Origin of the sequence: Formosa sp. Hel3_A1_48 (assembly GCF_001735715.1) — a bacterium.
Classification (GTDB): Bacteria; Bacteroidota; Bacteroidia; order Flavobacteriales; family Flavobacteriaceae; genus UBA3537.
In genome coordinates this window covers 1,892,497-1,919,116 of sequence record NZ_CP017259.1, presented here as the reverse complement: position 1 = coordinate 1,919,116, position 26,620 = coordinate 1,892,497, and the positions used below count along the sequence as shown (strand labels likewise).

Annotated in this window: 27 protein-coding genes and 1 tRNA gene; 13 read left to right on the top strand and 15 right to left on the bottom strand. The window is 35.8% G+C overall.

From position 1 onward, the window contains the following. Window positions 1-27 precede the first annotated feature (27 nt). Window positions 28-1,179, top strand: a complete 1,152-nt coding sequence (gene ribB, locus FORMA_RS08705; RefSeq protein ID WP_069675298.1) for a 3,4-dihydroxy-2-butanone-4-phosphate synthase — start codon at window positions 28-30, stop codon at window positions 1,177-1,179. Here the strand turns inward: ribB and FORMA_RS08700 are convergent. Together FORMA_RS08700 and FORMA_RS08695 are read right to left on the bottom strand one after the other, a co-directional pair. Beyond that, window positions 1,176-2,369, bottom strand: coding sequence for a DegT/DnrJ/EryC1/StrS family aminotransferase (locus FORMA_RS08700; protein WP_069675297.1), 1,194 nt, complete (start codon window positions 2,367-2,369; stop codon window positions 1,176-1,178). The two genes, ribB and FORMA_RS08700, sit on opposite strands and share 4 nt — an antisense overlap. Before the next feature lie 3 nt (window positions 2,370-2,372). Continuing rightward, the gene (locus FORMA_RS08695) at window positions 2,373-3,005 is read right to left on the bottom strand and encodes an NAD(P)H-dependent oxidoreductase (RefSeq protein WP_069675296.1); all 633 of its coding nucleotides are present in this window, start codon (window positions 3,003-3,005) and stop codon (window positions 2,373-2,375) included. 190 nt (window positions 3,006-3,195) lie between these two features. Between FORMA_RS08695 and FORMA_RS09315 the strand changes: the two genes are divergently transcribed. Beyond that, on the top strand, window positions 3,196-3,585 hold the full coding sequence (locus FORMA_RS09315; RefSeq protein ID WP_069675295.1) for a CsbD family protein: 390 nt from the start codon (window positions 3,196-3,198) through the stop codon (window positions 3,583-3,585). Between the two features lie 107 nt (window positions 3,586-3,692). Here FORMA_RS09315 and FORMA_RS08685 read toward each other — a convergent pair. Further along, window positions 3,693-3,777 (bottom strand) — tRNA-Ser (locus FORMA_RS08685). 216 nt (window positions 3,778-3,993) lie between these two features. Between FORMA_RS08685 and xerD the strand changes: the two genes are divergently transcribed. Continuing rightward, window positions 3,994-4,893 (top strand): site-specific tyrosine recombinase XerD, encoded by a 900-nt coding sequence (xerD, locus tag FORMA_RS08680; protein ID WP_069675294.1) that lies wholly within the window; start codon window positions 3,994-3,996, stop codon window positions 4,891-4,893. Window positions 4,894-4,940: 47 nt separating this feature from the next. Here the strand turns inward: xerD and rny are convergent, their stop codons facing one another. The 3 genes from rny to FORMA_RS08660 all read right to left on the bottom strand — a co-directional run bounded on the left by rny (window position 4,941) and on the right by FORMA_RS08660 (window position 7,324). After that, window positions 4,941-6,518 (bottom strand): ribonuclease Y, encoded by a 1,578-nt coding sequence (gene rny, locus FORMA_RS08675; protein WP_069675293.1) that lies wholly within the window; start codon window positions 6,516-6,518, stop codon window positions 4,941-4,943. Between the two features lie 203 nt (window positions 6,519-6,721). Beyond that, complete coding sequence (locus tag FORMA_RS08665) at window positions 6,722-7,024, bottom strand: cell division protein ZapA (RefSeq protein ID WP_069675292.1); 303 nt, start codon at window positions 7,022-7,024, stop codon at window positions 6,722-6,724. 9 nt (window positions 7,025-7,033) lie between these two features. Beyond that, a complete protein-coding gene (locus FORMA_RS08660; protein ID WP_069675291.1) occupies window positions 7,034-7,324 on the bottom strand; it encodes a hypothetical protein in 291 nt (96 codons plus the stop codon). A gap of 144 nt (window positions 7,325-7,468) precedes the next feature. Between FORMA_RS08660 and FORMA_RS08655 the strand changes: the two genes are divergently transcribed. Continuing rightward, complete coding sequence (locus FORMA_RS08655; RefSeq protein WP_069675290.1) at window positions 7,469-9,154, top strand: M23 family metallopeptidase; 1,686 nt, start codon at window positions 7,469-7,471, stop codon at window positions 9,152-9,154. 11 nt (window positions 9,155-9,165) lie between these two features. Next, entirely contained in the window at window positions 9,166-11,628 is a 2,463-nt protein-coding gene (locus FORMA_RS08650; protein WP_442856317.1) for a TonB-dependent receptor, read from the top strand. Here the strand turns inward: FORMA_RS08650 and FORMA_RS08645 are convergent. Then, window positions 11,625-12,779 carry a cysteine desulfurase family protein gene (locus FORMA_RS08645; protein WP_069675289.1) on the bottom strand — a complete coding sequence of 385 codons (1,155 nt, stop codon included), beginning with the start codon at window positions 12,777-12,779 and terminating at the stop codon, window positions 11,625-11,627. The two genes, FORMA_RS08650 and FORMA_RS08645, sit on opposite strands and share 4 nt — an antisense overlap. A 104-nt stretch (window positions 12,780-12,883) precedes the next feature. Between FORMA_RS08645 and FORMA_RS08640 the strand changes: the two genes are divergently transcribed. Next, the gene (locus FORMA_RS08640; protein WP_069675288.1) at window positions 12,884-13,765 is read left to right on the top strand and encodes a hypothetical protein; all 882 of its coding nucleotides are present in this window, start codon (window positions 12,884-12,886) and stop codon (window positions 13,763-13,765) included. On the opposite strand, the gene FORMA_RS08635 is transcribed toward FORMA_RS08640, so the two are convergent. Both FORMA_RS08635 and FORMA_RS08630 read right to left on the bottom strand, forming a co-directional pair. Next, a complete protein-coding gene (locus FORMA_RS08635) occupies window positions 13,762-14,319 on the bottom strand; it encodes a Smr/MutS family protein (RefSeq protein WP_069675287.1) in 558 nt (185 codons plus the stop codon). The genes FORMA_RS08640 and FORMA_RS08635 overlap by 4 nt on opposite strands. Further along, window positions 14,316-14,522 (bottom strand): hypothetical protein, encoded by a 207-nt coding sequence (locus FORMA_RS08630; protein WP_069675286.1) that lies wholly within the window; start codon window positions 14,520-14,522, stop codon window positions 14,316-14,318. The genes FORMA_RS08635 and FORMA_RS08630 overlap by 4 nt, the downstream gene beginning before the upstream one ends. Before the next feature lie 116 nt (window positions 14,523-14,638). On the opposite strand from FORMA_RS08630, the gene FORMA_RS08625 reads away from it, so the two are divergent. Further along, complete coding sequence (locus FORMA_RS08625; RefSeq protein ID WP_069675285.1) at window positions 14,639-14,923, top strand: DUF2752 domain-containing protein; 285 nt, start codon at window positions 14,639-14,641, stop codon at window positions 14,921-14,923. Beyond that, window positions 14,920-15,243 (top strand): CCC motif membrane protein, encoded by a 324-nt coding sequence (locus FORMA_RS08620; protein WP_069675284.1) that lies wholly within the window; start codon window positions 14,920-14,922, stop codon window positions 15,241-15,243. The genes FORMA_RS08625 and FORMA_RS08620 overlap by 4 nt, the downstream gene beginning before the upstream one ends. Before the next feature lie 65 nt (window positions 15,244-15,308). On the opposite strand, the gene rocD is transcribed toward FORMA_RS08620, so the two are convergent. Beyond that, on the bottom strand, window positions 15,309-16,586 hold the full coding sequence (gene rocD / locus FORMA_RS08615; RefSeq protein ID WP_069675283.1) for an ornithine--oxo-acid transaminase: 1,278 nt from the start codon (window positions 16,584-16,586) through the stop codon (window positions 15,309-15,311). 175 nt (window positions 16,587-16,761) lie between these two features. Here rocD and rlmD point away from each other — a divergent pair, with 175 nt between their 5' ends. Genes rlmD through FORMA_RS08600 form a run of 3 tightly spaced genes read left to right on the top strand, consistent with a single transcriptional unit; the run spans window position 16,762 to window position 19,433 of the window. Next, a complete protein-coding gene (gene rlmD / locus FORMA_RS08610) occupies window positions 16,762-18,174 on the top strand; it encodes a 23S rRNA (uracil(1939)-C(5))-methyltransferase RlmD (protein WP_069675282.1) in 1,413 nt (470 codons plus the stop codon). 7 nt (window positions 18,175-18,181) lie between these two features. Continuing rightward, entirely contained in the window at window positions 18,182-18,685 is a 504-nt protein-coding gene (locus FORMA_RS08605; RefSeq protein WP_069675281.1) for a DUF6452 family protein, read from the top strand. Beyond that, entirely contained in the window at window positions 18,639-19,433 is a 795-nt protein-coding gene (locus tag FORMA_RS08600; RefSeq protein WP_231924987.1) for a DUF6048 family protein, read from the top strand. Before FORMA_RS08605 ends, FORMA_RS08600 begins: the two co-directional genes overlap by 47 nt. A gap of 6 nt (window positions 19,434-19,439) precedes the next feature. Here the strand turns inward: FORMA_RS08600 and ettA are convergent, their stop codons facing one another. Beyond that, window positions 19,440-21,137, bottom strand: coding sequence for an energy-dependent translational throttle protein EttA (gene ettA, locus FORMA_RS08595; protein WP_069675279.1), 1,698 nt, complete (start codon window positions 21,135-21,137; stop codon window positions 19,440-19,442). After that, window positions 21,137-21,313: a CAL67264 family membrane protein gene (locus FORMA_RS09350; protein ID WP_197500759.1), complete on the bottom strand. Its 177-nt coding sequence runs from the start codon at window positions 21,311-21,313 to the stop codon at window positions 21,137-21,139. The genes ettA and FORMA_RS09350 overlap by 1 nt, the downstream gene beginning before the upstream one ends. 63 nt (window positions 21,314-21,376) lie before the next feature. On the opposite strand from FORMA_RS09350, the gene FORMA_RS08590 reads away from it, so the two are divergent. Beyond that, window positions 21,377-21,877, top strand: coding sequence for a hypothetical protein (locus FORMA_RS08590; RefSeq protein WP_069675278.1), 501 nt, complete (start codon window positions 21,377-21,379; stop codon window positions 21,875-21,877). An 87-nt stretch (window positions 21,878-21,964) separates the two neighbouring features. After that, window positions 21,965-23,593, top strand: coding sequence for an acyl-CoA carboxylase subunit beta (locus tag FORMA_RS08585; protein WP_069675277.1), 1,629 nt, complete (start codon window positions 21,965-21,967; stop codon window positions 23,591-23,593). Here the strand turns inward: FORMA_RS08585 and FORMA_RS08580 are convergent. Genes FORMA_RS08580 through FORMA_RS08570 form a run of 3 tightly spaced genes read right to left on the bottom strand, consistent with a single transcriptional unit; the run spans window position 23,573 to window position 26,620 of the window. Further along, window positions 23,573-24,595 (bottom strand): AMP-binding protein, encoded by a 1,023-nt coding sequence (locus FORMA_RS08580; RefSeq protein ID WP_197500758.1) that lies wholly within the window; start codon window positions 24,593-24,595, stop codon window positions 23,573-23,575. The genes FORMA_RS08585 and FORMA_RS08580 overlap by 21 nt on opposite strands. A 59-nt stretch (window positions 24,596-24,654) precedes the next feature. Continuing rightward, the gene (locus tag FORMA_RS08575) at window positions 24,655-25,581 is read right to left on the bottom strand and encodes a CPBP family intramembrane glutamic endopeptidase (RefSeq protein ID WP_069675495.1); all 927 of its coding nucleotides are present in this window, start codon (window positions 25,579-25,581) and stop codon (window positions 24,655-24,657) included. Window positions 25,582-25,585: 4 nt separating this feature from the next. Further along, complete coding sequence (locus tag FORMA_RS08570; RefSeq protein ID WP_069675275.1) at window positions 25,586-26,620, bottom strand: o-succinylbenzoate synthase; 1,035 nt, start codon at window positions 26,618-26,620, stop codon at window positions 25,586-25,588.

The following is a 26,620-nucleotide window of genomic DNA, read 5'->3' as shown; positions in this document are numbered from 1 at the left end:
TTCTCCTATCTTTGCAAAAAACAATTCATGACATCAATTCAGAAATCAACTTCGTCACAAAAATTAAACACTATAGAAGACGCTATTAAAGACATTAAAGCGGGAAAAGTAGTGGTCGTAGTCGATGATGAAAATCGTGAAAACGAAGGAGATTTTATAGCTGCTGCTGCTGCAGTTACGCCAGAAATGATAAATTTCATGGCTACTCATGGACGTGGGCTTATTTGTGCTCCACTCACAGAAACACGCTGCGATGAATTAGATTTGAATATGATGGTTCAAAACAACACCGTTTTACACCATACGCAGTTTACTGTTTCGGTCGATTTAATTGGCCACGGTTGTACTACTGGAATTTCAGTTTCTGATCGTGCAAAAACGATAAAGTCTTTGGTCGACCCCAATACGAAACCACAAGACCTTGGACGTCCTGGACATATATTTCCTTTAAAAGCCAAAAACGGGGGTGTTTTAAGAAGAACAGGACACACAGAAGCTGCTGTAGATTTGGCGCGCTTGGCTGGCTTTGAACCCGCAGGAATACTAGTGGAAATTTTGAATGAGGATGGAACTATGGCACGTTTGCCCGAACTAAAAGAAGTCGCCAAAAAATTTGATTTAAAAATTATTTCAATTGAAGATCTTGTAGCCTACCGCATGCAGAATGATTCTCTAATCTCAAAAAAGAACGATTTTCAGATAGAAACACGATTTGGAAGTTACAGATTAAGAGCCTATCAGCAAACTACCAATGACGCTATTCACATTGCACTTACTAAAGGCGATTGGAATACAGGCGAAACCATTCCTACGCGAATAAACTCAACTCTTGTCAACAATGATGTTCTAGGAACACTAACCAACGATGCCGATAAGAAATTGGATGAGATGTTTCGCGTGATTAATAAAAAAGGGAAAGGTGCGATAGTATTTATAAATCAAAACTCAAGTCCAGAGAAAACGCTCAAACGTCTCAACGTATTGAAAGATATTCAACAAGATGGTAAAGTAGTAAAAGCACCAAGCATAAATATGGATGAAAAAGATTTTGGGATTGGTGCACAAATCCTACATGATCTTAACATTCAAAAACTTAATTTAATTTCCAATAGCAAACAGAAAAAACGCGTTGGAATGATTGGTTACGGACTTGAAATAATTGATTACATCAATTACTAATTACAGCTTTTTATGCATTGGGCCATTGTCTCGGCTCTTTTGAGTACTTCTTCTTCCGTCCATGATATTTTAATTAAGCAGGATATATTTCGGCCTATATAATGATCAGATTTAGAAAAATCTTTTGTTTTTAAATAACTCAGACCTTCACGGAGTTCTTTAGATAATGGATAAAGTGAATTTTGCGTTTTAAGGTGATCCCATTTACGGATGTAATGCCAATTATTGTCATAATAGTGAAAACAAACATCAATTCCATTCGCTTTAAAGGATTTACTTACTGCTCTTGCAGTACTTAAATCGTCTAAGAAAAAACTCAAGAAGGCATAACTTTCTACCCCACCGTTTGGTACAGTTCTAAACTGAACGCCATCAATACCACTCAAAGCTGTTCTAAGAATGGTGTAATTCCTTTTTTGTAGCGCCAAGAATTCATCAATTCTTTTGAACTGTGCCAGTCCGACAGCTGCATTTAGCTCTGAAATTCGAAAATTATATCCTAAGAATGGATGATCTTCTGCTCCACGATCTTTACCAATATGGTCGTGTCCATGATCACTAAAATGGTCTAGGCGTTTGGCATATGTAGCATTGTTTGTGATGATTCCTCCACCTTCGCCACAAGTCACGGTTTTGACAAAATCAAAAGAAAAACAGCCTAAGTCGCCAAAAGTACCGAGTGCTTTCCCTTTGTAAGAACCTCCAATGGCTTGACAAGCGTCTTCAATCAATATAAGATTGTGTTGGTCACAAATGGATTTTAAAGCATCTAAATTTGCCATACTTCCACACATATGTACTGGCATAATGGCTTTAGTTTTTGAAGTGATTGCAGCTTTTACCCCTTCAATATCAAGTGTTAAAGTATCGTCAATATCAACAACAACTGGAGTTGCACCCATCATCATGATGGCTTCAAAGCTGGCCACAAAAGTAAAACTAGGCATGATCACTTCGTCACCAGCACCAACGCCGGCAACAGCAAGAGTCATGCTAACTGCAGCAGTGCCATTGCTTACCAATTGAGCATGCTTTACACGGAATCGATTCTGGATAGCCAATTCTAAATCATTAGCTTTCCAATGACCATTACGCATACCTTCAAACCCATAACGCATCAAGACACCAGAAGCTAATACATCCTGAACTTCTTTGCGCTCGGCATCGCCAAATAATTCAAATCCAGGCATAATCTAAAGGATATCAGTTACAGAATCAGTGATAGGTTTACGTACTTTTTGCATGGAGGCAAAAGGATCATCCTCCGCTCTATACCCCAATGGCATTACAAGAACAGAACGTAAACCTTTTGCTTTTAAATCAAAATAGGCATCATATTTATCGGGCTCAAAACCTTCCATAGGACAGGAATCTATACTGAGGTCAGCACAAACTGCGAGTAAATTACCCATTGCGATGTAAGCTTGTTTAGCACTCCACAAAAACACCTCTTCAGTTGTTTTAGAACTGAAACTTTCAATAATATGTGAGCGGTAAGGTTCAAGTATTTCGTCTGGTGTTTGACGGATTTCCTTAATGCGGTTGAAATAATCGATTACATAGTCAGCATCTATTGACGTTTTAACACAAAAAACAGCAACGTGCGATGCTTGTGCGACTTGCGGTTGATTCATCGACATGGGTACAAGTTCCTTTTGAATGGTTTTATTGTGAATCAATAACAGCTCTACAGGTTGAAGTCCATAGGACGAAGCAGAAAGATTAAACCCTTCCTTTATTTTATCTATTTCAGAGGGAGAAATTGTTTTCGAATCATCAAATTTTTTTACAGCATAGCGCCATTTTAGGGCATTAAGTAAACTCATAAATTATATTTTTTACAAAAATAGGGAAATTTAAAAGACCAAGTGTATTCAAAATTAAAACTTAGAATTTTGAAAATAACATTATATTTTATATATTTATTCTCAAGATTAAAAATAAAAAACACCTAAACCTAAATTTAATTTATTAATAATTAAGTTAAATAAACCCAAATCTAAAAGAATAAAAACCATGGAAAAACAAATCAAAGAATTCTGGAAAGAATTAAAAACAAAAGCGAAAGATGAATGGAATGTTTCAAAAAAAGAATTGAAAAATGTGAAGGGAGAAATTGAAAAATTTGAAGAATTAGCTCAAGAAAAGTTTAAATTATCGACTACAGAGGCTAGAGAAAAAGTAAAGGAATTGTACAAAGAATATGATCAACTCAAATGGGAAGGTCGAGAAGAACTTGTAAAAGGAAAAGCTCAAGCTATGTGGAGTAATATTACTGGTGACGATTGGGAAAAAATCAAAGGAAGTAAAACTCAATTCGTTGGCTATATTAAAGAACAGTATGGTAAATCTCAGCAGGAGGCCTTGAAAGAATTCGATAAATTCTTAAAAAATATTAGTACCTAGAAAAAAGCTTTTCGAAGAGTCCTCTATATCCAGTCCTTTGCAATTCTAAATGATTGCAATATTTCGAAAAGCAAAAAACCCACAACTATGTTGTGGGTTTTCTTTTGCGGAGAAAGAGGGATTCGAACCCCCGGAGGTGTGACCCTCAACAGTTTTCAAGACTGCCGCATTCGACCACTCTGCCATTTCTCCATATGCGAGTGCAAATATAAGTGGGTTTTCTATTCTTTTCAAATAGTTTTTGATTTTATTTCAAGACCCTGTCTAATTCTTTGATTTAATTTTGTAAAAAACTAAATATCAATACCTAAATAGTCGTATTTTAGAGGTATAAAACATTTTTAAAAAATTAGTTGTACAACTAAATAATGCTTTAGGTGTTTGATTAACTACATTACACATAAACAGATGAAATGGAATAACGCCCTTCGTGATTTTGAGCATTACTTGAAAATTGAGCGTGGTCTATCTAATCATACTGTTGTCAATTACCGTTTAGATGTTCAAAAGCTAATTTCCTATTTAGAACAGTACAACCACTCGGAAACTCCGACTGAAATAGAAACTGATCATCTAAAAAGTTTTTTACGCGAACTGGCTAAATCCGTTAACGCTCGAACACAATCGCGTGTAATTTCGGGCTTACGCAGTTTTTTTGATTATCTTATTTTTGAAAACTACCGCATTTCTAACCCTTTGGAGCAAATTGAGGCCCCAAAAATTGGACGTAAACTCCCTGATACACTTTCTGTAAAAGAAATCGATAAGATTGTTGCCGCAATTGATTTGAGTCACCCGCTTGGTGAGCGCAATAGAGCTATTATTGAAACATTATACAGTTGTGGCTTACGTGTAAGTGAGCTTACCAATTTAAAACTCTCTGACTTATTTTTTGATGAAGGATTTATAAAAGTCAATGGTAAGGGCAATAAACAGCGTTTTGTTCCTATTGGAGAACACACTCAAAAATTTATTAATTTGTACAGACAGCACGCTCGTTCATTGCTTAAAATTGAACCATTACACATAGATACTTTATTTTTAAACCAACATGGCCGTCAACTCACACGTGCAATGATTTTTACTATTGTAAAAACTTTTGCTCAGAAAGCCGGCATACGTAAATCTATTTCACCCCACACCTTTAGGCACTCATTTGCAACACACCTTTTAGAAAATGGAGCCGATTTACGCGCCATACAAGTCATGCTTGGGCACGAAAGTATTACTACAACAGAAATTTATATGCATGTAGATAGAAGCCATTTAAAAGAGGTTATGGCTAATTTTCATCCGAGAAGTAACTAAAAAAAGCAGTCGAAACAAACTGCCTTTTTTAACCTATCCTTTTAGGATTACTTTGCAATATTAACTGCCCTGGTTTCTCTAATAACAGTTACTTTTACCTGACCTGGGTACGTCATATCAGTTTGAATTTTCTGTGAAATTTCAAACGATAATCGGCTTGCGTTGTTATCATCTACCTTTTCACTCTCGACAATTACACGTAACTCGCGTCCCGCCTGAATTGCATAAGCTTTCTGTACACCTTTGAAGTTAAATGCAATCTGTTCCAAATCTTTCAGTCTTTGGATATAAGAGTCTAAAACTTGTCGTCTAGCGCCAGGGCGAGCCCCAGAAATAGCATCACAGACCTGAACAACTGGCGAAAGTAAATACTTCATTTCGATTTCATCGTGGTGTGCGCCAATAGCATTGCAAACCTCTGCTTTTTCTCCGTATTTTTCAGCCCATTGCATGCCTAGAATAGCATGAGGAGTTTCCATATCAACTTCAGAGTCTGGCACCTTTCCAATGTCATGGAGAAGCCCGGCACGTTTGGCTAATTTTGGATTTAATCCCAATTCGGCGGCCATTACACCGCAAAGTTTCGCTACTTCTCTTGAATGTTGAAGTAGGTTTTGTCCATAAGACGATCGATACTTCATTCGGCCAATGGTTTTAATCAATTCTGGGTGTAAACCATGAATACCCAAATCGATAACTGTCCGCTTTCCTACTTCAATAATCTCTTGATCTATTTGCTTTTGTGTTTTTCGCACTACTTCTTCAATTCGTGCTGGATGAATTCGTCCATCCGTCACAAGCTTGTGTAAAGAAAGACGTGCAATTTCTCGACGAACCGAATCAAAACAGGACAAAATAATTGCTTCAGGTGTATCATCAACAATAATTTCAACTCCAGTGGCAGCTTCAAGGGCCCTTATGTTACGCCCTTCTCTACCAATAATTCTACCTTTCATATCATCTGATTCGATATTAAAGACAGACACGCAATTGTCTATTGCTTCTTCTGTACCAATGCGTTGTATGGTATTAATTATGATTTTTTTAGCGTCCTGCTCAGCTGTGAGTTTAGCTTCTTCCATTTTATCTTGTACGTAAGACATCACATCGTTCTTGGCTTCAGATTTTAGAGACTCTACCAATTGCGTCTTTGCATCTTCAGCAGAAATACCAGAAATCACCTCGAGTTGTTGCACTTGGTTTTTATGTAGTTTGTCCAACTCTTCATGGCGTTTGTCTAGCAAACCTAGTCGAAGTTCATAATCTTTTTTTGCAGATTCAAGTTGATCACCTAACTTTTTGTTTTTTGAAAGTTCCGAAGAAATTTGCGATTCTTTGTCACGGGTACGTTTTTCGGCTTCAGCCATTTTATTATTTCGTGATGTTATTACCTTTTCGTGTTCCGATTTAAGTTCTAGGAATCGCTCCTTAGCTTGAAATATCTTGTTTTTCTTTATAGCCTCCCCTTCAGATTTTGCTTTTGAAATAATTTCTTCTGCAGTGCGTTTTGCATTTTTTGTTATTTGAGTGGCATTATTTTTTTCTTTTATTTTTGAAATGATAAGTCCAATAATGAGTCCAAAAATAGTGGCTCCTGAACATATCAATATTATATTTTGGTCCATTGATATTAATTTAAATTAAAAAAAAGCCTGTAAAGATCTGGGTTTTGTATAAACTCCTTTTTAACAGGATTTAGGGCTGAAAAGCTGATCAAGGGTCTGCGACAAGGCAGCATGCTTTTACAACTTAAACGGACCCCATTTATAGAATTCTCGTTGAGTTTATCAAAAAATTGACCAATACAGGCAGTATGTATTATTGTATTTTAAAGAACGTCGGCGTCCAAGTGCTGTTCCAAACGCTGGTTCAAATCAACCAAACGCTGTTCAAGCGCATTACTTAAACTATTTTTATTTATTTTAGTTTGTTCCGATTCAGCCGCAAATTGTAAGGCACACATTGCCAATACATCTTGCTTGTCTTGCACAGAATAGCTTTGTTCAAATTTTTTAACGGTTGCATCAATCTTTTGAGCAGCGATCCGCAAACCTTCTTCTTGGCTTGCTGCTATTGTCAAGGGGTATACCCTATTGGCAATAGATAATTTAATTTTTAATTGCTCGCTCATAAGTTGTATTTAGTCCGATAAACTTGCAATGCAATCATTTATTTCTTTGATTAAAGCATTTATTTTGAGCTTTGATGCTCGTTTGTCTTCATTACTGCCAAGCATTGAACTTGCAATTTTCAAAGAATCAAATTCAGCTTGTTTTTCTTCAAGCAGCAGAAGTTGGTCTTTGTTCTGGGTCTTTAAATCAATAATTTCCCTTTTGAGAGCTCCATTTTCTTTCTGTAAAAGTCCAATCTGATCAATAATCTGATTTGTGTTTTGCTCTAGCGTTTGGACTATCGTTTCGATTTTGCTCATCTACAATTTCAATACCATTTGTTACAAATTTAACATTCCATAACTAAATTCGCAATTTCTTTATATTTATTTTCAAAATAATTTAAGCAAATCAATTCCTTTGCATTTTGTTTTCAATTCAATATTTTAGCTGAAGAACATGTTATGAAGATTTTAAAAAATTTATTGTTATTGTGCATCTTCAATCTTGCTGCGCAATCGCCCTATCCCCAGGACTACTTCCGTTCTCCTCTAGACATTCAATTGGTACTTTCAGGTACATTTGCTGAGCTTCGCTCTAATCATTTTCATTCAGGTCTGGACATCAAAACTAATGGAAAAGAAGGCTTAGAGGTATATTCAATAGCTGAAGGATATGTGAGCCGTATAAAAATTTCTCGCTATGGATATGGAAAAGCATTATACATTACGCATCCAAATGGCTATACATCTGTATATGCGCATTTACAAAAATTTTCACCAACTATTGAGCAGTATATTAAAAGACAACAATACCAAAAAGAGCAATTTGAAATTGAGTTATTCCCTAAATCAAGTACTTTGGAAATTGATGCAGATGAAATGGTAGCTTTTTCAGGAAATTCTGGAGGTTCTTCTGGACCCCATTTACATTTCGAAATTCGTGATAAGCACGAGCGCCCCATAAATCCTATGCTCTTTGGCTTTGACATCAAGGACACCACAGCTCCTGAGCTTTATCAGCTCTATGCCTACCCTATTTCTGACCGCAGTCATGTTGAAGGCAATCAAGAAAAGAAGAAAATTAGACTCCGAAAACAAGCCAACGGCAATTACATAGCTGAACCTTTAAAGGCATTTGGTACAATTGGTTTTGGTATAGTAGCCAATGACCGTCAAGACTATGCCGCAAATAAAAACGGGGTTTATAAGATTGAAGCATTTTTTAATGGAAAAAAGTCTATCGGTGTTGATTTCAAGCGGTTTTCATTTACGGAAACAAAACATATTAATCGCTACATAGATTACGCTCATTACCGATCAAATAAACAACGTATCCAAAAATTATTTGTTGAAAAAAACAACCCTTTGAGCTTATTTTCGTTTCAAGAACAAAACGGAATACTAAGTATCAAAGACAGTACTAATTCGTCTTATTCTGTAAAAATAAAAGACTTTAAAAACAATACAACTACTGTTCAAATACCAATTGTCGGCGTTTTTAAAGAACTCACAAAAGAACAATATATTCCCAATGAGTTTACTTTTGTAAATGCTTCAGAATCTACCATATTAAATGAAGATTTGATTCAAGTGGAAATTCCCGCATATGCACTTTATGACGACCTGTATCTAGACTTTAAAGTGAAAAATGACACCTTAAAAATTCACGATCCTAGCATTCCGTTAAAAAAATCCATAACAATAAAATTTGATGCCAGTCAATTTGAAGCCAAAGATTTAGCACATCTTTATATAGGCCAAGTTTCTCCATATGGTAAGTTGTACCATAATACAACTACACGAAAAGGGAGTACTTTAACTATTCGAACGAAATATTTTGGAACGTATACCTTAGGGCGAGACGATCAAGGACCAGTAGTTAAGCCGCTAAACTTCAAAGAGGGTAGCTGGCTTAGCAATTCCCGTTTTTTGAAAATTAGGGTCGAAGATGCAATTTCTGGTGTTAAAAACTTTAGGGGTACTATAAATGGACATTGGATTTTAATGGAATATGACGCAAAGACCAACACACTTACACATGACTTCAATGACGGTATTGTGGTTGACACCAAAAATAATTTAAAGCTCATAGTCACGGATAATGTTGGAAATAGTTCTAAATTTGAGGCAACCTTTTACAGAAAATAAACCATTATATTTTGAAAATCAAATATTTATACACTACTCTCCTACTAGTTTTCATCAACATACAATTATTTGCACAAAACGCAACCTTAAGAGGTATCCTTCTTGACCAAGAAAACAACCCTATAGAAAATGCCACCGTGAGTGCCAAAACTTTAGGAACAGTGTCAAACAGTAATGGCTTTTATATATTGAAAATACCCGCCGCCAGAAATGTGGAAGTCGAATTTTCGCATGTCAACTACAAGTCGATTCGAGTTGTATTTAATTTGGAAAGTGGTCAAGAATTTGAATTTAATCCAGTTTTAAAATCAGATTTTGAACAAATTGAAACTGTTGTAATAACTGGTACAAGTCGATCTGTTTTTGAGGGAGTCACCACAATTTCACCAAATATAATTCGTACTATAAAAGGAGCGCAACCAGGTGTAGAAAACCTTCTAAAAACATTACCAGGAGTAAATATTTCAAATGAACTGAGCACACAATATTCTGTACGTGGGGGAAATTTCGATGAGAATTTAGTTTATGTGAATGATATTGAAGTCTATCGTCCTTTTTTGGTGCGCTCTGGACAACAAGAAGGGTTGAGTTTTGTGAATACAGATATGGTTGAAAACTTAAAGTTTTCAGCAGGCGGATTTCAGGCAAAATATGGAGACAAACTATCTTCGGTTTTAGATATTAAATACCGAAAACCCTCAAGTTTTGGTGTCCGAGCTGACCTAAGCCTTTTAGGAGGGAGCATCACTGCTGAAGGTATAAGCAAAAACAATTCGTTTTCGGCCTTAGTTGGCTTGCGCTACAGAGACAATAGCTTGCTTGTTGATGCCAAGGAAACAATAACAAATTATGATCCAAAGTTTTTAGATGTACAAACATATTTAAGCTATAAAATTAATTCGAAATTTGAGTTGAGCTTTTTGGGCAACATAGCATCCAATGTCTACAATTATGCGCCAAAAACAAGACAAACAAACTTTGGAACACTTGAAAATCCGGTCGCTTTGTTGGTGTTTTACGAGGGGCAAGAACAAGATCAGTATAATACCTATTTTGGAGCACTTAAAGGAGCCTATCAAATTAATGACCATTTAAATTTAAAATTCATTGCTTCGAGCTTCCATACTACAGAACAAGAGTATTTTGACATATTGGCACAATACAGATTGGGAGAAGTAAATAGTAATATTGGTGATGAAAACTTAGGCGATGTCGAGTTTTCTGAAGGCATTGGAGGTCAAATCAACCATGCGCGAAATGATCTTGACGCATTAATTACTACTATAGAACACAGAGGTGACTACAAAAAAAATAAAAATCATTTCCAATGGTCAATCAAATATACCAATGAAGATATACGCGATCGTGTTGTGGAGTGGGAAGTGATCGATTCTGCTGGATTTTCTATAAATCCCCCCAATTTAGATCAGTTTGATAATCAACCCTATACGCCAAATACAGGTCCTTTAGCACCGTTTGAAAACATTCGTGCAACGAATGAAACTAAAGTAGAGCGATTACAGGGCTTTGGACAATGGAGTAAGCGCAGCAAGCTTGGAAACAGCGAAGTGTTTTATAACTTTGGTGTGCGCGCCCACCAATGGACAGTCAGTGGCAAAAATATTGACAAGAAACAGCAAATAGTATTTAGTCCAAGAGCCCAATTCAGTATTAAGCCTGATAATGGTAAAGACATGCTTTATAGAATCAGCGCAGGAATATACTACCAACCTCCTTTTTATCGAGAACTCAGAGATTTAAACGGTACCGTAAATAGCGATGTCAAAGCACAAAAATCAATACATATTGTTGCTGGACACGAATACAGTTTTAAAATATGGAAAAGACCCTTTAAATTAATATCTGAGATATACTACAAAAACCTATCTGATGTTAATCCATACACAGTTGAAAATGTACGAATTCGTTATGCAGCTAATAATAATGCAAAAGCATACGCCTATGGTTTAGATTTACGACTCAACGGAGAGTTTGTACCTGGAACAGAGTCGTGGTTTTCGTTTGGCTACTTAAAAACTGAAGAATCTATAGATGGACGAGATTTTATTGCTAGGCCCATGGACCAGCGCTTAAAATTTGGGGTGCTCTTTCAAGACTATATCCCAAAATTACCCAACATGAAGATGTATTTAAATTTGGTTTACAACACAGGAGTGCCAGGCGGATCACCAAGTTATGCTGACGTTTATCAATACCAAACCCGTTTACCTGACTATAAGCGCGCAGATATAGGAATGTCTTATGTTGTGGTCAGTCCAAAAGACAAATCCAATAAACGCTGGAAAAGACGCTTTAAAGAGTTGACGGTTGGGGTGGAGATTTTCAATCTATTTGACGTACAGAATTCAATAACAAATACATGGGTTCGTGATGTTTATTCTAAGCGTCAATATTCTATACCAAATTATTTGACTCCTAGGGTATTTAACCTTAGATTGAACATGAGTTTTTAGGCGGATTCAAAAACTAATTCTTTCAGCGTTTTGACTACCCTGTCCAATTCGTCAACGTTGTTATAAATACTAAAAGAAAACCGAATTGATGGTCTTTTAAGTTCTTCAGCAGAAAGAATTTGCGCCAAAACATGTGATCCTTTATCACTTCCACTTTGACAAGCACTGCCCTTAGAACAAGCTATGCCCTTAAGATCTAACTGAAACAAAAATAAAGGGGCTTTAGCTTCCGACACTGGTAAGCAAACGTTGACTAGTGTATAGGTGCTTTTGATAGAGTCATCGCAATTTGCATTAAATTTAACCTCTGGTATTTCAGACTTCAATAACTTAATAAAATGAGCTTTTAAATCAGCCACATATACCTTTTCAGAAGATAAATTCTCATAAGCCAAAGACAAGGCTTCATCCATTCCAACAATATCGTGTAGACTTTCTGTTCCAGCACGACAGCCACGCTCTTGTGAACCACCCGTAATTATAGACTGCACCCCTAAACCACTTCTCACAAAAGCAAAGCCTATACCCTTTGGACCATGAAATTTGTGTGCACTAGCAGCCAAAAAATCAATCGGAATGTATTCTAAATCAAGTGGATAATGACCTACAGACTGAACGCAATCGCTATGAAATAAAGCATTATGGGTTTTGCATAAATCGGCAACAAACTTTAAATCTAATATTGTCCCTATTTCGTTATTGATGTGCATTAATGAAACAAGAGTTTTTTTTGCTGAATTGGTTAAAAGTTCCTCCAAATGCTTCAAGTCAATACTACCGTCAGATAACACATCTACATAACTAAGCTTAATATTTGTTGTTTGTGCTAAAGCACTAACAGTGTGGCCAACAGCATGGTGCTCAATTTTTGAGCTTATGATATGCTCTACATTTAAATCACATACTGCAGAACGCAAAACTAAATTATCGGCTTCGGTACCACCGGCGGTAAAGATAATTTCAGATGGTTTTACATTAAAATGTGCTGCAATTCGCTTACGGCATTGTTCAAGTATTGATTTGGATGATCGCCCTACACTGTGTGTTGACGAGGGATTGCCATAATTAGATTTCAAAACAGCAGCCATTTTATCCGCTACTTCTTCGCGAACCTGTGTGGTGGCAGCATTATCTAAATAAATAGGCAACATAAAAATTGTGTATTAAGTTGAACAAAAATAATCAAATTAAATAATTGGCAATAACAATACTTTTATTTCTTAATTCTGTTACTTTTGTATCAAAGTATTGCTGTATGTACAAATGGTTTTATTTATTTTCAGTTTTATTGCTGATATCAGCTTGTGATGATGGAGATGTATTACAAGTTCAATTAGATTTTGATAAAGAACTATCCTTATGTCAAATTCAAACTGCCGATGATGGATCTAATATAACATCTAGTTTTTTATTTTACGATACACGCACAGATCCATTTGAATCACTTACATTGTTGATTCCAAGAACAACCACCACAGAGGCTATGTTTAATCCTGAAGAATCTGGTGCCACGCAAAACGTCGCCATTGATGGAAATAGCAAGCAATTTCACTACAGATCATACAATGGAGACCCCAATGATTTAATTTGTGCTGTAATTCCTCCAGCAGGGATTTCTGTTACACAAAACTATGCCTCAACAAGCGGAACAGCTCAGTTCGTATCACTTTTTGAGGACGATGATGATGATGGGATTCCTACAGCACTAGAATTTGATGGGGATACAGATGGGGATGGTATACCAAACTACAAAGATTATGACGACGATGGAGACAACGTACCCACCATTAATGAAAAACCTGACCCAAACAACGATGGGGATTTGGCTGATGCTCAAGATAGTGATGGGGATTCAATACCTGACTATTTAGACCAAGATGATGATGGTGATGGTACCCTCACAATTAATGAAGATGAAAATGGTAATGGCAACTTATTTGATGACATCGCTACTGGATCATCATCTGCAAGATTTTTAGACGAAAATTTCTCAAATTCATATGCAGTACAAACCACAAACCCTAATCAATTCAAGCGCATTGTAACAATTACTATTACACTATTTAATATTGATATTTCAGTACTCTCTGCTGATAGTCTTGAGCTAGGAACCTACGAAACGATTATTACATTCTAAATCCTTTTTTGCTGAAAAATATACACTTCGGTGGCGCCGTGTCCATATTTTTGGTAGTCTGCTGCATAAAACTTCAACTGATCGTATCTTTTCAATAGATATTCCAATTCCAATTTAAGAACTCCAGATCCTACACCATGAATAAATACAATACGCTGTATACGTTTTGAAAGTGCAAACTCGAGTCGCTTTTTTGCAGTGTCCAATTGCAGGTTTAGTATATCATGATTTTGCATGCCCTTGGTTGATTTGACCAATTGATGTATATGTAAGTCTACTTCCATAGGTGGTTGCAGGCGTGATTTGGTTTTAAATTTTGTTAATGACTTTTTTTGTTTTGATTCTTTTTCAGAAATAATTTTTTGTAGTGATTGACCTTTAAAAGAAGATGATTTCAATAAATTATTGTCAATTTTAACCAATTCAGATGCATCGTAAATCACTTCAAATCCTGAAGTGGTTTCAATAGTGATGCCTGATCCAGAAATGGCTATAACAAAGCCTGAGAGATCATCATCTAAAACAGATACGTAATCATTGATGTTAAACTTCATTCTTCTTCGTCATAAGATTGAACAGCATAAGGATCAACTTTGGGCTTTTCTCCAATCCCTTTTGAGATTAAATAAATGCCAATAACCATCAAAATAAGACCAATTAAAGAAAGAAGTCCCTTTGATTCAGTAGAAATATCATCATAAACAAGTATACCACTACCAGTTAAAAATAAGATGTACTTTAAAGAATTTGTTCCCATATAATTCTTTCATATATATTATATAAAAATAAGGTCTTTAAGCTAAATTCAACATTGATGCTTGATTTTTTTTTAAAATCGATAAATTATTTATTTCTTTGATATTCAAAACCAATATGACTTTCGAGAATTACATGTTTCCTTGCCTTAGCAAATCACTTTTTGGTTTGGAATGTATGGGCTGTGGATTTCAACGCTCCCTTTTATTCGTTTTTCAAGGAAAATTTGTAGCTGCATTTTGGATGTACCCTGCAATTTACCCACTACTGATTTTAGCTGTATTAATCATCCTTACTCGATTTTTCAAATTTAAATTTTACCAAAAAAGCATCAATATCTTTTCATTAATTTCTATTGGTACAATCATTACTAACTATATTATAAAACAATTCTTTTTATGAAAAAATCACTAAATACAACACTGATTTATGTACTCAGTATTTTGGGTCTATTGTGCTGTTGCTTTGCTGGACTAGGCTTTTTGCTTTCTGGACCTGCATACTTGATAGCAAACAAAAAACTTAAAGACGCAAAATTGAATCCTGATGAGTATGAAGGTAATGCTAACAGTATGGAAACCGCAAAAACTGTAGCACTAGTCATTCTTATCATCAATGTGCTTTATCTTTTGTACACAATCTATGCTCTTGCCACTGGGGATATGAGTGAAGTCCAGGAAGAGTGGAGAAAAATGATGGAGGAGATAAACCAAAGTGCATAAGCGCATTGCTCTTATCAAACAACCCTTTTAGCGATTTAGTTTAAGTTAATCTAAAAGGCCTTTCTTTATTCAAAAGTCTTTAGGGTATTGACGATAATTTGAACACAATCAAGTAATTGTTCCTCCGTCATAACTAACGGAGGAGCAAAACGTATGATGTTACCATGAGTTGGTTTAGCCAATAATCCATTATCTCTTAGTTTAAGGCATATATTCCAAGCCGTATCACTATCCTCTGAGTCATTAATAACAATAGCGTTTAACAATCCTTTTCCTCTTACCAGCTTAACTATTGAACTGCTTAGTATGTAATTATTAAGTTGGGCTCTAAAAAGCTTACCAAGACGATCAGCATTGGCAGTTAATTGCTCTTCTTTTACAACTTCAAGTGCTGCAACAGCTACGGCTGCAGCTATTGGATTACCACCAAATGTACTGCCATGAGAGCCTGGTGTTATTACATTCATTATAGAGTTATTAGCCAACACAGCAGAAACAGGATAAACACCGCCGCTCAAGGCTTTACCTAAAATCAAAATATCGGGCTTTACTTCTGCAGTAGCAGAACAATCTTTATTTGGACAACTACAATTCCCACAAGATGCTAATAAACGACCGGTACGCGCTATTCCAGTTTGAACCTCGTCGGCAATAAATAATACATTGTGATTTACACAAAGTGCCTTAGCGTTCTTCAAATAGTCATCAGCAGGCACATAGACGCCTGCTTCACCTTGGATTGGTTCCACTAAAAATCCAGCAATATCATCATGTTTATTTAAAACAATTTCAAGAGCATTAATATCGTCGTAGGGAATCTTGATGAAACCATCTGTGTAGGGGCCAAAATTATCTCGAGCAATAGGATCATTTGAAAATGAAATTATTGTGGTAGTCCGGCCATGAAAGTTATTTTCACATACTATAATTTTACCTTTATTAATAGGGAGCTTTTTAACTTCATATCCCCATCGACGAGCAATTTTAAGTGCCGTTTCGACAGCCTCGGCTCCAGTGTTCATTGGTAAAACTTTATCAAACCCAAAATACGAGGTTATAAACTGTTCGTATCGTCCCAATTGATCGTTATGAAAAGCTCTAGAAGTAAGGGTCAAAGTTTTGGCTTGATCAATCATGGCATTAACAATTTTTGGATGGCAATGACCTTGATTAACAGATGAATATGCAGACAGGAAATCGTAGTATTTATTACCCTCAACATCCCAAACAAATACACCATCGCCTTTGTTGAGAACCACCGGTAACGGATGGTAATTATGTGCACCAAAATTATACTCTAAATCGATAGCTTCTTTTGACGAAATAGTATTGAGAACGGACATATAAATTAAAAATTAAAATATTAGGTAAAAATCGATTTCCAATAAGCCTGAATGGCGTAAGATGGACTGCAAATTAGTAAGATTTTTTATAATTATTAGAAAAGAAGATTTAAAAATATTTTATTTATCAACTTTCAATGGGAAGAGCATATATTTTTGCATTATTTTTGCAAGTATGCGCAGAAAAAATACAAAAAAAGAATTTTTTGAATTAGAAGTGTTTGACGCTGGGGCTAAAGGAAAAAGTTTAGCTAAAGCGCCCGACGGAAAAATTGTGTTCTTATCTAATGCCGTTCCCGGCGATGTGGTAGATGTTCAAACTTTCAAAAAAAGAAAAGGCTATTACGAAGGAAAAGCGATAAAGTTCCACAAATACTCCAAGCACAGAGTAAAACCTGAATGTGAGCATTTTGGTACTTGTGGAGGATGTAAGTGGCAGCATATGGATTACAAACAACAACTTTATTTCAAAGAAAAAGAAGTCATAAATAATTTGGAACGTATTGGCAAAATTGAATTGCCAAAAGTAACTCCTATTTTGGGTTGTACTGAACCTTATTTTTACAGAAATAAAATGGAGTTTTCCTTCAGTAATAACCGCTGGCTTTCTTTCGAAGAAATTAATGCAGATATAACCATCGAAAATAGAAATGCATTGGGATTTCATATCCCGGGTATGTGGGACAAAATCTTAGATATTGACAAATGTTGGCTGCAAGCCGATCCTTCCAATGCAATTCGAAATGGTCTTAAAAATTTTGCGACAGATCAAAATATTCCATTTTTTAATCCAAGACAGCAAGAAGGTGCACTCCGTACATTGATGATTCGTACGAGCAGTACAGGACAAATCATGGTTGTTGTTCAATTTTTTTCAGGCAGAAAACAGCAAATTGAAATCGTTATGGAGTTTTTAAAAAACTCATTTCCAGAGATCACATCTTTACAATACGTAATCAATCCAAAAGGCAATGATACTATTTATGATCTAGAGGTTGTTTGCTATAGTGGACAAACTTATATAGTTGAGGAAATGGAGGGATTACAATTTAAAATAAACGCCAAATCATTTTATCAAACCAATTCTGAACAAGCACTCAATTTATATAAAATTACGAGAGATTTTGCAGGATTGACTGGGAGTGAGTTGGTTTATGACTTGTACACAGGAACTGGGACAATTGCACAATTTATTGCTAAAAAGGCAAAAAAAGTTATTGGCGTCGAAGCTGTTCCAGATGCTATTAAGGCAGCTAAGGAAAATGCCCTGCATAATAAAATTGATAATATCGATTTTTTTGTTGGCGATATGAAAACCATTTTCAATGATACTTTTATTAAAACAAATGGGCACCCAGATGTGATCATTACGGATCCTCCTAGAGACGGAATGCACAAAGATGTAGTTCAACAAATTTTGAAAATCTTACCTTCAAAGATTGTATATGTTAGTTGCAATAGTGCTACACAGGCACGTGACTTGGAAATTTTAAATCCATCTTACTCCATTACAAAAACTCAAGCAGTAGATATGTTTCCACAGACACATCATGTAGAAAATGTTGTACTTTTGGAAAAAAGAATTTAGCTTTTTTATGAAAAAAATATTGTTCTTATACATTCTTACTAGCTTGGTTTCCTGTGAACCAGATGACATTTGCAGTGAAAATACACAAACAACCCCTAGATTGGTAATTGAGTTTTTCGACATTGAAAATTTTGAAGCTCCAAAGACTGTACCTGGCCTGTTCGCAGTAGGTTTGGATGATCTGGGTAATGAAGTTACAATCCTTGGAGAAGTTGTTAATTCACGTTCAATAATCGAATTACCACTCAACGGTTCTGAAAATCAAACACAATTTAAATTGTATTCTAACTATGATATAATAGACAATGAAGTTGAAGGAAATCCTGATGTTATAACCATTGCCTATGAAACTGAATCGTTTTATGTCTCTCGTGCTTGTGGTTACAAGAACAATTATAGCATTCAGGGTTTTAGTATTGAGCAGGATATCGATCTCTGGATGATTAGCACTGAAATTACAATCAATGAAGTTACTAATGAAAATGAAAGTCATGTCAAAATATTCCATTAGTATACTTTGTTCAATTTTGGCTTTTGGTCTTACATCTGCCCAAAATAATGTAGAAGAAAAAAAACCTAACATTCAACAAGACAGTGTTGTTTTTCAAGAAAAATATGGTTTGCGCTTTGGTGTTGACATCAGTCGGTTAGCAAGGACAGCTTTTGAATCTGATTACTCTGGGTTTGAATTGAATGCTGATTACAGGCTTAGTAAAAAATTATATACCGCTGGTGAGCTTGGTTTTGAAGAAAAATCAACATCAACCAGTTATTTGGACTCAAAAGCAAAAGGAAATTATTTCAAAGCAGGAATAGATTACAACCTATATGAGAACTGGTTAGGCATGGAAAACTTAATTATTGGTGGATTGCGCTTTGGTTTTTCTAGTTTTAGTCAAACAAGAGACCGATATACCATTTACGATACAAATGGACAAACATGGGGAGGAATCATCAACGAGGACAGTAAAGAATTCGCTGGATTGACTGCTGCATGGTTAGAGCTTATTTTTGGTATTAAAGCCGAATTGTTAAACAATGTATTTCTAGGATTAAATGTGCAGATAAAAGCGCGCTTAGCAGAAAAAAGTCCGTCAAATTTTGAAAATTTATACATTCCTGGATTTGGGCGTACATACGACAGCAGTAAAATAGGAACTGGTTTTAGCTATACAATAACCTACCTTCTGCCGATTTATAAAAAAACACGTATCCAAAAGCTTAGTGAAGAGGACAATGAAAAAACAGCCGTTGAATAGCTAAACTCAACGTATCAGTTTTTTGTACTTAATACGCTTAGGCATCAAATCACTACCCAAACGTTGACGCTTGTTGGCTTCATATTCGCTAAAACTACCTTCATAAAAATAAACCTCCGAATTACCTTCAAAGGCTAAGATGTGTGTACAAATTCGATCTAGAAACCAACGGTCATGGCTGATGACTACGGCACAACCTGCAAAGCTTTCAAGACCTTCTTCTAAAGCACGTAAGGTGTTTACATCTAAATCATTGGTAGGCTCATCTAAAAGTAGAACATTACCTTCTTCTTTGAGAGTCATAGCTAAATGCAATCGGTTACGCTCTCCACCAGAAAGCAGTTTAACTTTTTTATTTTGTTCACTTCCAGAAAAGTTAAAACGACTCAAGTATGCGCGAGAATTAACTTGCCGCCCACCCATCATTATGAGTTCTTGATTATCAGAAAAATTTTGCCAAATAGATTGCTCAGGGTCTATATTAGAATGGCTTTGATCAACGTAGGCAATTTTAGCTGTCTCACCAACTTTAAAGGCCCCTTTATCGGCTGCCTCCTCACCCATAATCATTCTAAAAATGGTGGTTTTACCAGCTCCGTTAGGACCAATTACACCAACAATACCTGCTTGAGGTAAATTAAAATTTAAATTATCATAAAGTAATTTATCTCCATAAGCTTTACTTACTGCTGTTGCTTCTATCACATTTGTTCCCAAACGTGGACCGTTAGGAATGTATATTTCTAATTTTTCGTCTAATTGCTTTTGGTCTTGATTTAATAATTTATCGTAATTCTTAAGGCGAGCTTTTTGCTTAGTTTGGCGTCCTTTGGCTCCTTGACGTACCCACTCGAGCTCACGCTCTAAGGTTTTTTGACGTTTTGAAGCAGTTTTACTTTCTTGAGCTAAACGTTTTGACTTTTGATCTAGCCAAGAAGAATAATTTCCTTTCCATGGTATACCTTCTCCCCTATCAAGTTCTAAGATCCACCCCGCAACATTGTCTAAAAAATAACGGTCGTGCGTTACAGCGATTACTGTACCTTTATATTGAGCCAAGTGTTGTTCAAGCCAATGAACAGACTCAGCATCTAAATGGTTAGTCGGTTCATCCAAAAGCAAAACATCAGGTTCTTTCAAAAGTAAACGACATAAAGCTACTCTTCGGCGTTCACCACCAGACAATACACCAATTTTCTGATTACCATCAGGTGTGCGTAAAGCATCCATTGCAATTTCAAGCTTTGTGTCTAACTCCCAAGCATTGGAAGCGTCTATTTGATCTTGCAGCTCTGCTTGACGATTCATAAGCTTTTCCATACGTTCGGCATCGGAGTACACCTCCTCAAGTCCAAACATATCATTGATCTTATTATACTCGTCTAGAACAGCTACAGTTTCAGCAACACCCTCTTTAACAACCTCAAGGACTGTTTTATCACTGTCCAGTTGAGGTTCCTGTTCAAGATAACCCACGGAGTAGTCTTGAGAAAAAACCACATCACCTTGATAGTTCTTGTCAACCCCAGCAATTATTTTAAGCAAAGTTGATTTACCCGAGCCATTTAACCCAAGAATACCTATTTTGGCACCATAGAAAAAACTGAGGTATATATTTTTAAGTACTGGTGTATTAGCACTTTGGAAGGTTTTGGTTACCCCCGTCATTGAGAAAATTATCTTTTTATCGTCGCTATTACTCATTAAACACGTCCTTTAAGTGCATTAAAAACCCAAGCTATAGCGAAAAAACCAATTCCTACTGCAGCGAAGCCCCAGCCAGCTATATCATTGTAACGAAAAGCCCCTAGACCAATCAACGCAAAGCCTACAAAAATCATAATAAATGTGGCCCATGCCAAAACTGTGTTTTTATTCATTTTTCTAAATTCTAAATTGAAAATCAAATATCGTGAAAATCTAAAACTTAACTTTTATGTTTTATGAAAAATTTAATTTTTATGTTTTTTAGCACAACTAGAGTCTTTAGGACTGTGAACGAATATTATGTAAAGTATTTAGCTGAGGAACAACCAGATGTCGCACGAGAGTTTGTAAAAACCCTTACCGCAAAAGCTGGAATGAAAATTGGCAATAAAAGTGAGGAAAGCATAAAAGCAGAAGCGGAATTATTAACATCTTTGACCAATAATATTCAAAAACTAGCAACAGAATCAGCAACTCTAAATCTCTCAAGAAGTATTCTTTACAGATTAAATGAAAGTTTATATAACAACGTATCTAAAGAACAAATAGAGCTGTTTCAAATGGTAGCCAACAAATTGATAGAGCTTCAGGAAAAGGAGTTTGAAGCTAAGCTTATGAGTGAAAAATCAAAAATTTTAGCTGATTTGAATTCAGCAATATCTGAACTGCAAGAATTAGGGTTCGATAAAAATAAAATTATTGGTCTTATTGACAAAGCTGTAGGTGCAACCAAATAAGTAAAATTAATGTTTTAATTGTAAATCTTCGTTAAACAAAATCGGTTGAATCTAGATTATTGTTACTTTTGTTTTAAAGATTATTAGATGGACCTCAATTTTAATAAAAACGAAGATCAAAATAAACTTCTTTTATCAGATCTCAGAAAGCGATTTACAAAAGTTAAACAGGGCGGCGGAAAAAATAAAATTGAAAAACAGCACGCTAAAGGGAAAATGAGTGCCCGTGAACGAATAGACTATCTTTTGGATGTAAAATCAAAGGCTATAGAAATCGGCGCATTTGCTGGGGAAGATATGTATAAAAAGCACGGAGGATGTCCCTCTGCTGGGGTCGTTGTAAAAATCGGATATATTTCAGGAAGACAATGTGTTGTTGTAGCGAATGATGCCACAGTAAAAGCTGGAGCATGGTTTCCTATAACGGCTAAAAAGAATTTACGGGCACAAGAAATTTCCATCGAAAACAAACTTCCAATAATTTATTTAGTAGACTCAGCTGGTGTATACCTACCCTTGCAAGATGAAATATTTCCCGATAAAGAACATTTTGGCCGTATTTTTAGAAATAATGCGGTTATGAGCAGTATGGGAATCACTCAAATTTCGGCCATAATGGGCAGTTGTGTGGCTGGCGGTGCCTACCTTCCAATTATGAGCGACGAAGCAATTATTGTAGACAAAACAGCAAGTATTTTCTTGGCTGGAAGTTACTTGGTAAAAGCAGCAATTGGTGAAAGCATTGATAATGAAACTCTTGGTGGGGCAATTACGCATTGCGAGATCAGTGGGGTTACAGATTATAAAGCCACTGATGACAAAGATGCTTTAGACAAAATTAAATCCATAATAAATAAAATGGGCGCTGCCGAAAAAGCAGGTTTTAACCGAACAAAAGCTGTAAAACCAAAAGAAAATCCAGAAGATATTTTTGGGATTTTACCTTACTCACGAGCCGAGCAGTATGACACTTATGAAATTATTAAAAGATTGGTTGACAATTCAGAGTTTGAAGAATATAAAGCTGGCTATGGAAAAACAATAATAACAGCCTACGCCCGAATTGACGGTTGGGCTGTTGGTGTTATAGCAAATCAACGAAAATTGGTTAAAACCAAAAAAGGAGAAATGCAATTTGGAGGTGTCATTTATAACGACAGTGCCGATAAAGCAACACGATTTATTGCTAACTGTAATCAGAAAAAAATACCCCTAGTGTTTCTTCAGGATGTTACTGGATTTATGGTAGGAAGCAAAAGCGAACACAGCGGAATCATAAAAGATGGCGCAAAAATGGTAAATGCGGTCAGCAATAGCGTTGTGCCAAAATTTACTGTAATTATGGGGAACAGTTATGGCGCTGGTAATTATGCCATGTGCGGTAAAGCCTACGACCCAAGATTGATTGTTGCTTGGCCAAGTGCGGAGTTGGCAGTAATGAGTGGATCTAGCGCTTCAAAGGTACTGCTTCAAATAGAGAAGGCTTCACTTGAAAAGCAAGGACAAAAAATATCTGATCAAAAAGAGGCTGAGTTGTTATCAAGTATAAAACAAAAATATGACGAACAGGTATCGCCTTATTATGCCGCAGCAAGACTTTGGACAGATGCAGTTATTGACCCCTTAGAAACTCGTACGTGGATTAGTATGGGAATTGAGGCCGCTAACCACGCTCCTATTGAAAAAGAATTCAATTTAGGGGTGATCCAAGTTTAGTGTTTCAAGTGTTTTTTGACGTTGAACCTTTCCTGAATTTGTTGTGCAAAACTTATCTACAAAATAAGTGTTTTTAGGATGCTTCTGTGGTTCAATAGTGCTGTAATTTAAATGTAATGTTTTAGGTTTTCCTTCAATTATTAACACCACCTTTTGCCCCAATACAGTATCTGGCATTGAAGTAATAAAAAATCGACTTTTAATCTGATTTTGCATTATTTTTTCTAACTGCTCAGGGTAGATTTTTAGACCACCAGAGTTGATGACATTATCGTAACGACCTAACCAAACAAAAGAGTTCTTGGACGTTAACGAAACCACATCTTTTGTATGCAAAACCTTTGAGCTCAATTTTGGTGCGTTTATTATTAGGCAACCATTGTCATTTGTGGCTATAGAAATATCTGGTAAAACTTTGAAATCTTCTTCCTCTTTAGTCAAATTTTTAGCTGCAATATGACTGACTGTTTCGGTCATTCCAAAGGTTTCAAAAACAGCAGATCTATGGTTCTTCAATTTAGTAGCCAAGGAATCTGACACATGTGCACCACCAATAAGAAGCGTTTTGATCTTGTTTATTTTTAAAAAACAATTGTGGACCTGTAAAGGTACCATAGCTGAAAAATCGTAAACCTTAGTGATATGCTGCAAAGGCTGAGATGAAGGTTCAATAAAATCTAATTTCAAACCTAAAACCCAAGCACGGACAAACATCATTTTTGCGGCAACGTATGAGAATGGTAAGCAGCATAAGGCAGAGTCGCCATGGCTTAAATTAAAAAAACTTCCTGTTGCCTTTGCAGAATTAACAAAAGCAGTTTTAGAAATAGTAATGAATTTTGGTTCAGAAGTTGTTCCGGAAGTTTTAAGATCTATGTGTTCATTTTCATCAACCCATTTAAGAATAAATAAACCTAAATTATATTCGTTCTCAGTACCGGTTTTTATAAGATTTTGAGCATAGTTTGAAATTGTTTCAAATGAATAATTTTTGTTATTCAACTGAAAAAAATCGTGAGGGTTAATATGTTTAGCCGTGGTGCTCAAGTATTTAAATAGAATTAATCAGCAGTAACGCTGCCAAAAAGCTTTTCTTTCCAATCTGTCCATTGGTACTTTTTAGAAAAAACAATCAAAATCAACGGGTAAATAACGAACACTGGAAAAAAGACTTCTAGGTTTGACATCTCAGGTTCCGAAATATCTTTTAAAATAGAATTAGTTTGAAAAGCTGTCCAATCGGCAGTAAGAAGAAGGGCAGCAATGAGGTTATTTGCGGCATGAAAACCAAGTGCCAATTCCAAACCTTCATCCATGAGCGTCATAATACCCAATAAAAAACCTGTTCCGATGTAATGAACCATTAACATATAACCCAATTTTCCGATTTCTGGGTTAGCAATATGCATCAATCCAAATAACGTTGAAGTGAAAATAAGTGGCAGCCATCGGTTTTTAGCCAAGACTCCTAGGCCTTGCATTAAATATCCTCTAAAGAAATATTCCTCAAAACTTGTTTGTAATGGAATAAAAACAATTGAAATTAAGACAAGAATCAAAAAAGGAATCGGCTTAAAATTAAAACTAAAGTCTTCTGGTGAAGAAAAATATTCTAATAAAATAAAGCAAAAGGTTGTTGCACCCCAAGCTAAAAAAGCAAACCAAAAACGACTCCAATCTATGGTGCTTCTTGAAGTTGTAATGCTTTTTAAAGATTGCTTGTGAAGGTATTTAACTACAAAAAAAAGAAAAGCTAAGCCAACCGCAAATGACAACAACATTAGAAATAAATTCAAATTCGAGTCTAATAGTGACATCATGGAATTTGTATCCATTTTTGACAAATCATCTCCATTACCAATGGCCTTTGCGAACGCTGCAAGGGTAAAAGGAATTTGCCCAAGAATGACACCAATAAAAATCAAAATCACCCCAACAAGGTATAACCACCAATCATGTTCAACTTTAAATGCTTGTTTAATATACATATCTCTAAAAATTAATTGTCCATTTAACTGAGGGCGCATAAATTAAACGCCCATTATCTATTTTCAATGGTGCCTCAATATTATTGGTGTATAAGGCACCGGTGCCCAAACCTTGAGGGCGATTAACATTCAGTTGGTAAGTCCATTGTGCAATTGCATTTAGCCCAATATTGCTTTCTAAAGCACTAGTAATCCACCAATCAACGGATTGTTTTTCGGCTAAATCAATCCATGATTGACTGCCAGAAAAACCACCTATAAGAGTAGGTTTTAAAATAATGTATTGGGGGTTTATTGTTTGTAGCAAAAGTCCTCGTTTTGTTACATCGTGAATTCCAATTAGCTCTTCATCTAAAGCAATTGGTAAAGGTGCATGTGCACAAAGTTTTGCCATTGCATCATGCTGACCTTGTCGAATAGGCTGTTCTATTGAGTGTAAATTAAAATCTGACAAACGTTTGAGTTTTTCCATCGCTTCTAAAGGGGAAAATGCGCCATTAGCATCAACTCTAAGTTCTATTGTCTCGACATCGTACTCTTTTCTGATGGCTTTAATTAAGGACAGTTCAGTATCAAAATCAATAGCGCCTATTTTAATTTTCAAACAATCAAAACCCGCATCAATTTTAGATCGAATCTGAGATTTCATAAATTGCTCATCGCCCATCCATATAAGCCCGTTTATAGGTATAGATGCCTTACCGGATGTAAATTTTGAAGGAAACAAAACATTAGAGGAATCGGATAGTAAATCTAAAAAAGCCATTTCTAAGCCGAACTGAATCGATGGGAAATCGATCAACTCTATCAAAAGTTGTTCAAGACCCAAGTCAATGTGATTGCAAACCCATTTTAATTTTGACTCAAAATCAGGACGATCATCACAACTTAACCCGCGAAACATCCCACATTCTCCAAAACCGGTCGCATGTTCATCTTCAATTTTGATAAACCATGTTTCTTTGGTCTTTAATATACCACGAGACGTCCCACTGGCTTGCTTGAATTCTAATCGGTATGGAAAAAATGATGCCTTCAT

Excerpts from the sequence above, each read along its gene's own strand:
- ribB (WP_069675298.1), top strand. The coding sequence starts at position 28 with ATGACATCAATTCAGAAATCAACTTCGTCACAAAAATTAAACACTATA.
- FORMA_RS08700 (WP_069675297.1), bottom strand. The coding sequence starts at position 2,369 with ATGCCTGGATTTGAATTATTTGGCGATGCCGAGCGCAAAGAAGTTCAG.
- FORMA_RS08695 (WP_069675296.1), bottom strand. The coding sequence starts at position 3,005 with ATGAGTTTACTTAATGCCCTAAAATGGCGCTATGCTGTAAAAAAATTT.
- FORMA_RS09315 (WP_069675295.1), top strand. The coding sequence starts at position 3,196 with ATGGAAAAACAAATCAAAGAATTCTGGAAAGAATTAAAAACAAAAGCG.
- xerD (WP_069675294.1), top strand. The coding sequence starts at position 3,994 with ATGAAATGGAATAACGCCCTTCGTGATTTTGAGCATTACTTGAAAATT.
- rny (WP_069675293.1), bottom strand. The coding sequence starts at position 6,518 with ATGGACCAAAATATAATATTGATATGTTCAGGAGCCACTATTTTTGGA.
- FORMA_RS08665 (WP_069675292.1), bottom strand. The coding sequence starts at position 7,024 with ATGAGCGAGCAATTAAAAATTAAATTATCTATTGCCAATAGGGTATAC.
- FORMA_RS08660 (WP_069675291.1), bottom strand. The coding sequence starts at position 7,324 with ATGAGCAAAATCGAAACGATAGTCCAAACGCTAGAGCAAAACACAAAT.
- FORMA_RS08655 (WP_069675290.1), top strand. The coding sequence starts at position 7,469 with ATGAAGATTTTAAAAAATTTATTGTTATTGTGCATCTTCAATCTTGCT.
- FORMA_RS08645 (WP_069675289.1), bottom strand. The coding sequence starts at position 12,779 with ATGTTGCCTATTTATTTAGATAATGCTGCCACCACACAGGTTCGCGAA.
- FORMA_RS08640 (WP_069675288.1), top strand. The coding sequence starts at position 12,884 with ATGTACAAATGGTTTTATTTATTTTCAGTTTTATTGCTGATATCAGCT.
- FORMA_RS08635 (WP_069675287.1), bottom strand. The coding sequence starts at position 14,319 with ATGAAGTTTAACATCAATGATTACGTATCTGTTTTAGATGATGATCTC.
- FORMA_RS08630 (WP_069675286.1), bottom strand. The coding sequence starts at position 14,522 with ATGGGAACAAATTCTTTAAAGTACATCTTATTTTTAACTGGTAGTGGT.
- FORMA_RS08625 (WP_069675285.1), top strand. The coding sequence starts at position 14,639 with ATGACTTTCGAGAATTACATGTTTCCTTGCCTTAGCAAATCACTTTTT.
- FORMA_RS08620 (WP_069675284.1), top strand. The coding sequence starts at position 14,920 with ATGAAAAAATCACTAAATACAACACTGATTTATGTACTCAGTATTTTG.
- rocD (WP_069675283.1), bottom strand. The coding sequence starts at position 16,586 with ATGTCCGTTCTCAATACTATTTCGTCAAAAGAAGCTATCGATTTAGAG.
- rlmD (WP_069675282.1), top strand. The coding sequence starts at position 16,762 with ATGCGCAGAAAAAATACAAAAAAAGAATTTTTTGAATTAGAAGTGTTT.
- FORMA_RS08605 (WP_069675281.1), top strand. The coding sequence starts at position 18,182 with ATGAAAAAAATATTGTTCTTATACATTCTTACTAGCTTGGTTTCCTGT.
- FORMA_RS08600 (WP_231924987.1), top strand. The coding sequence starts at position 18,639 with ATGAAGTTACTAATGAAAATGAAAGTCATGTCAAAATATTCCATTAGT.
- ettA (WP_069675279.1), bottom strand. The coding sequence starts at position 21,137 with ATGAGTAATAGCGACGATAAAAAGATAATTTTCTCAATGACGGGGGTA.
- FORMA_RS09350 (WP_197500759.1), bottom strand. The coding sequence starts at position 21,313 with ATGAATAAAAACACAGTTTTGGCATGGGCCACATTTATTATGATTTTT.
- FORMA_RS08590 (WP_069675278.1), top strand. The coding sequence starts at position 21,377 with ATGAAAAATTTAATTTTTATGTTTTTTAGCACAACTAGAGTCTTTAGG.
- FORMA_RS08585 (WP_069675277.1), top strand. The coding sequence starts at position 21,965 with ATGGACCTCAATTTTAATAAAAACGAAGATCAAAATAAACTTCTTTTA.
- FORMA_RS08575 (WP_069675495.1), bottom strand. The coding sequence starts at position 25,581 with ATGTATATTAAACAAGCATTTAAAGTTGAACATGATTGGTGGTTATAC.
- FORMA_RS08570 (WP_069675275.1), bottom strand. The coding sequence starts at position 26,620 with ATGAAGGCATCATTTTTTCCATACCGATTAGAATTCAAGCAAGCCAGT.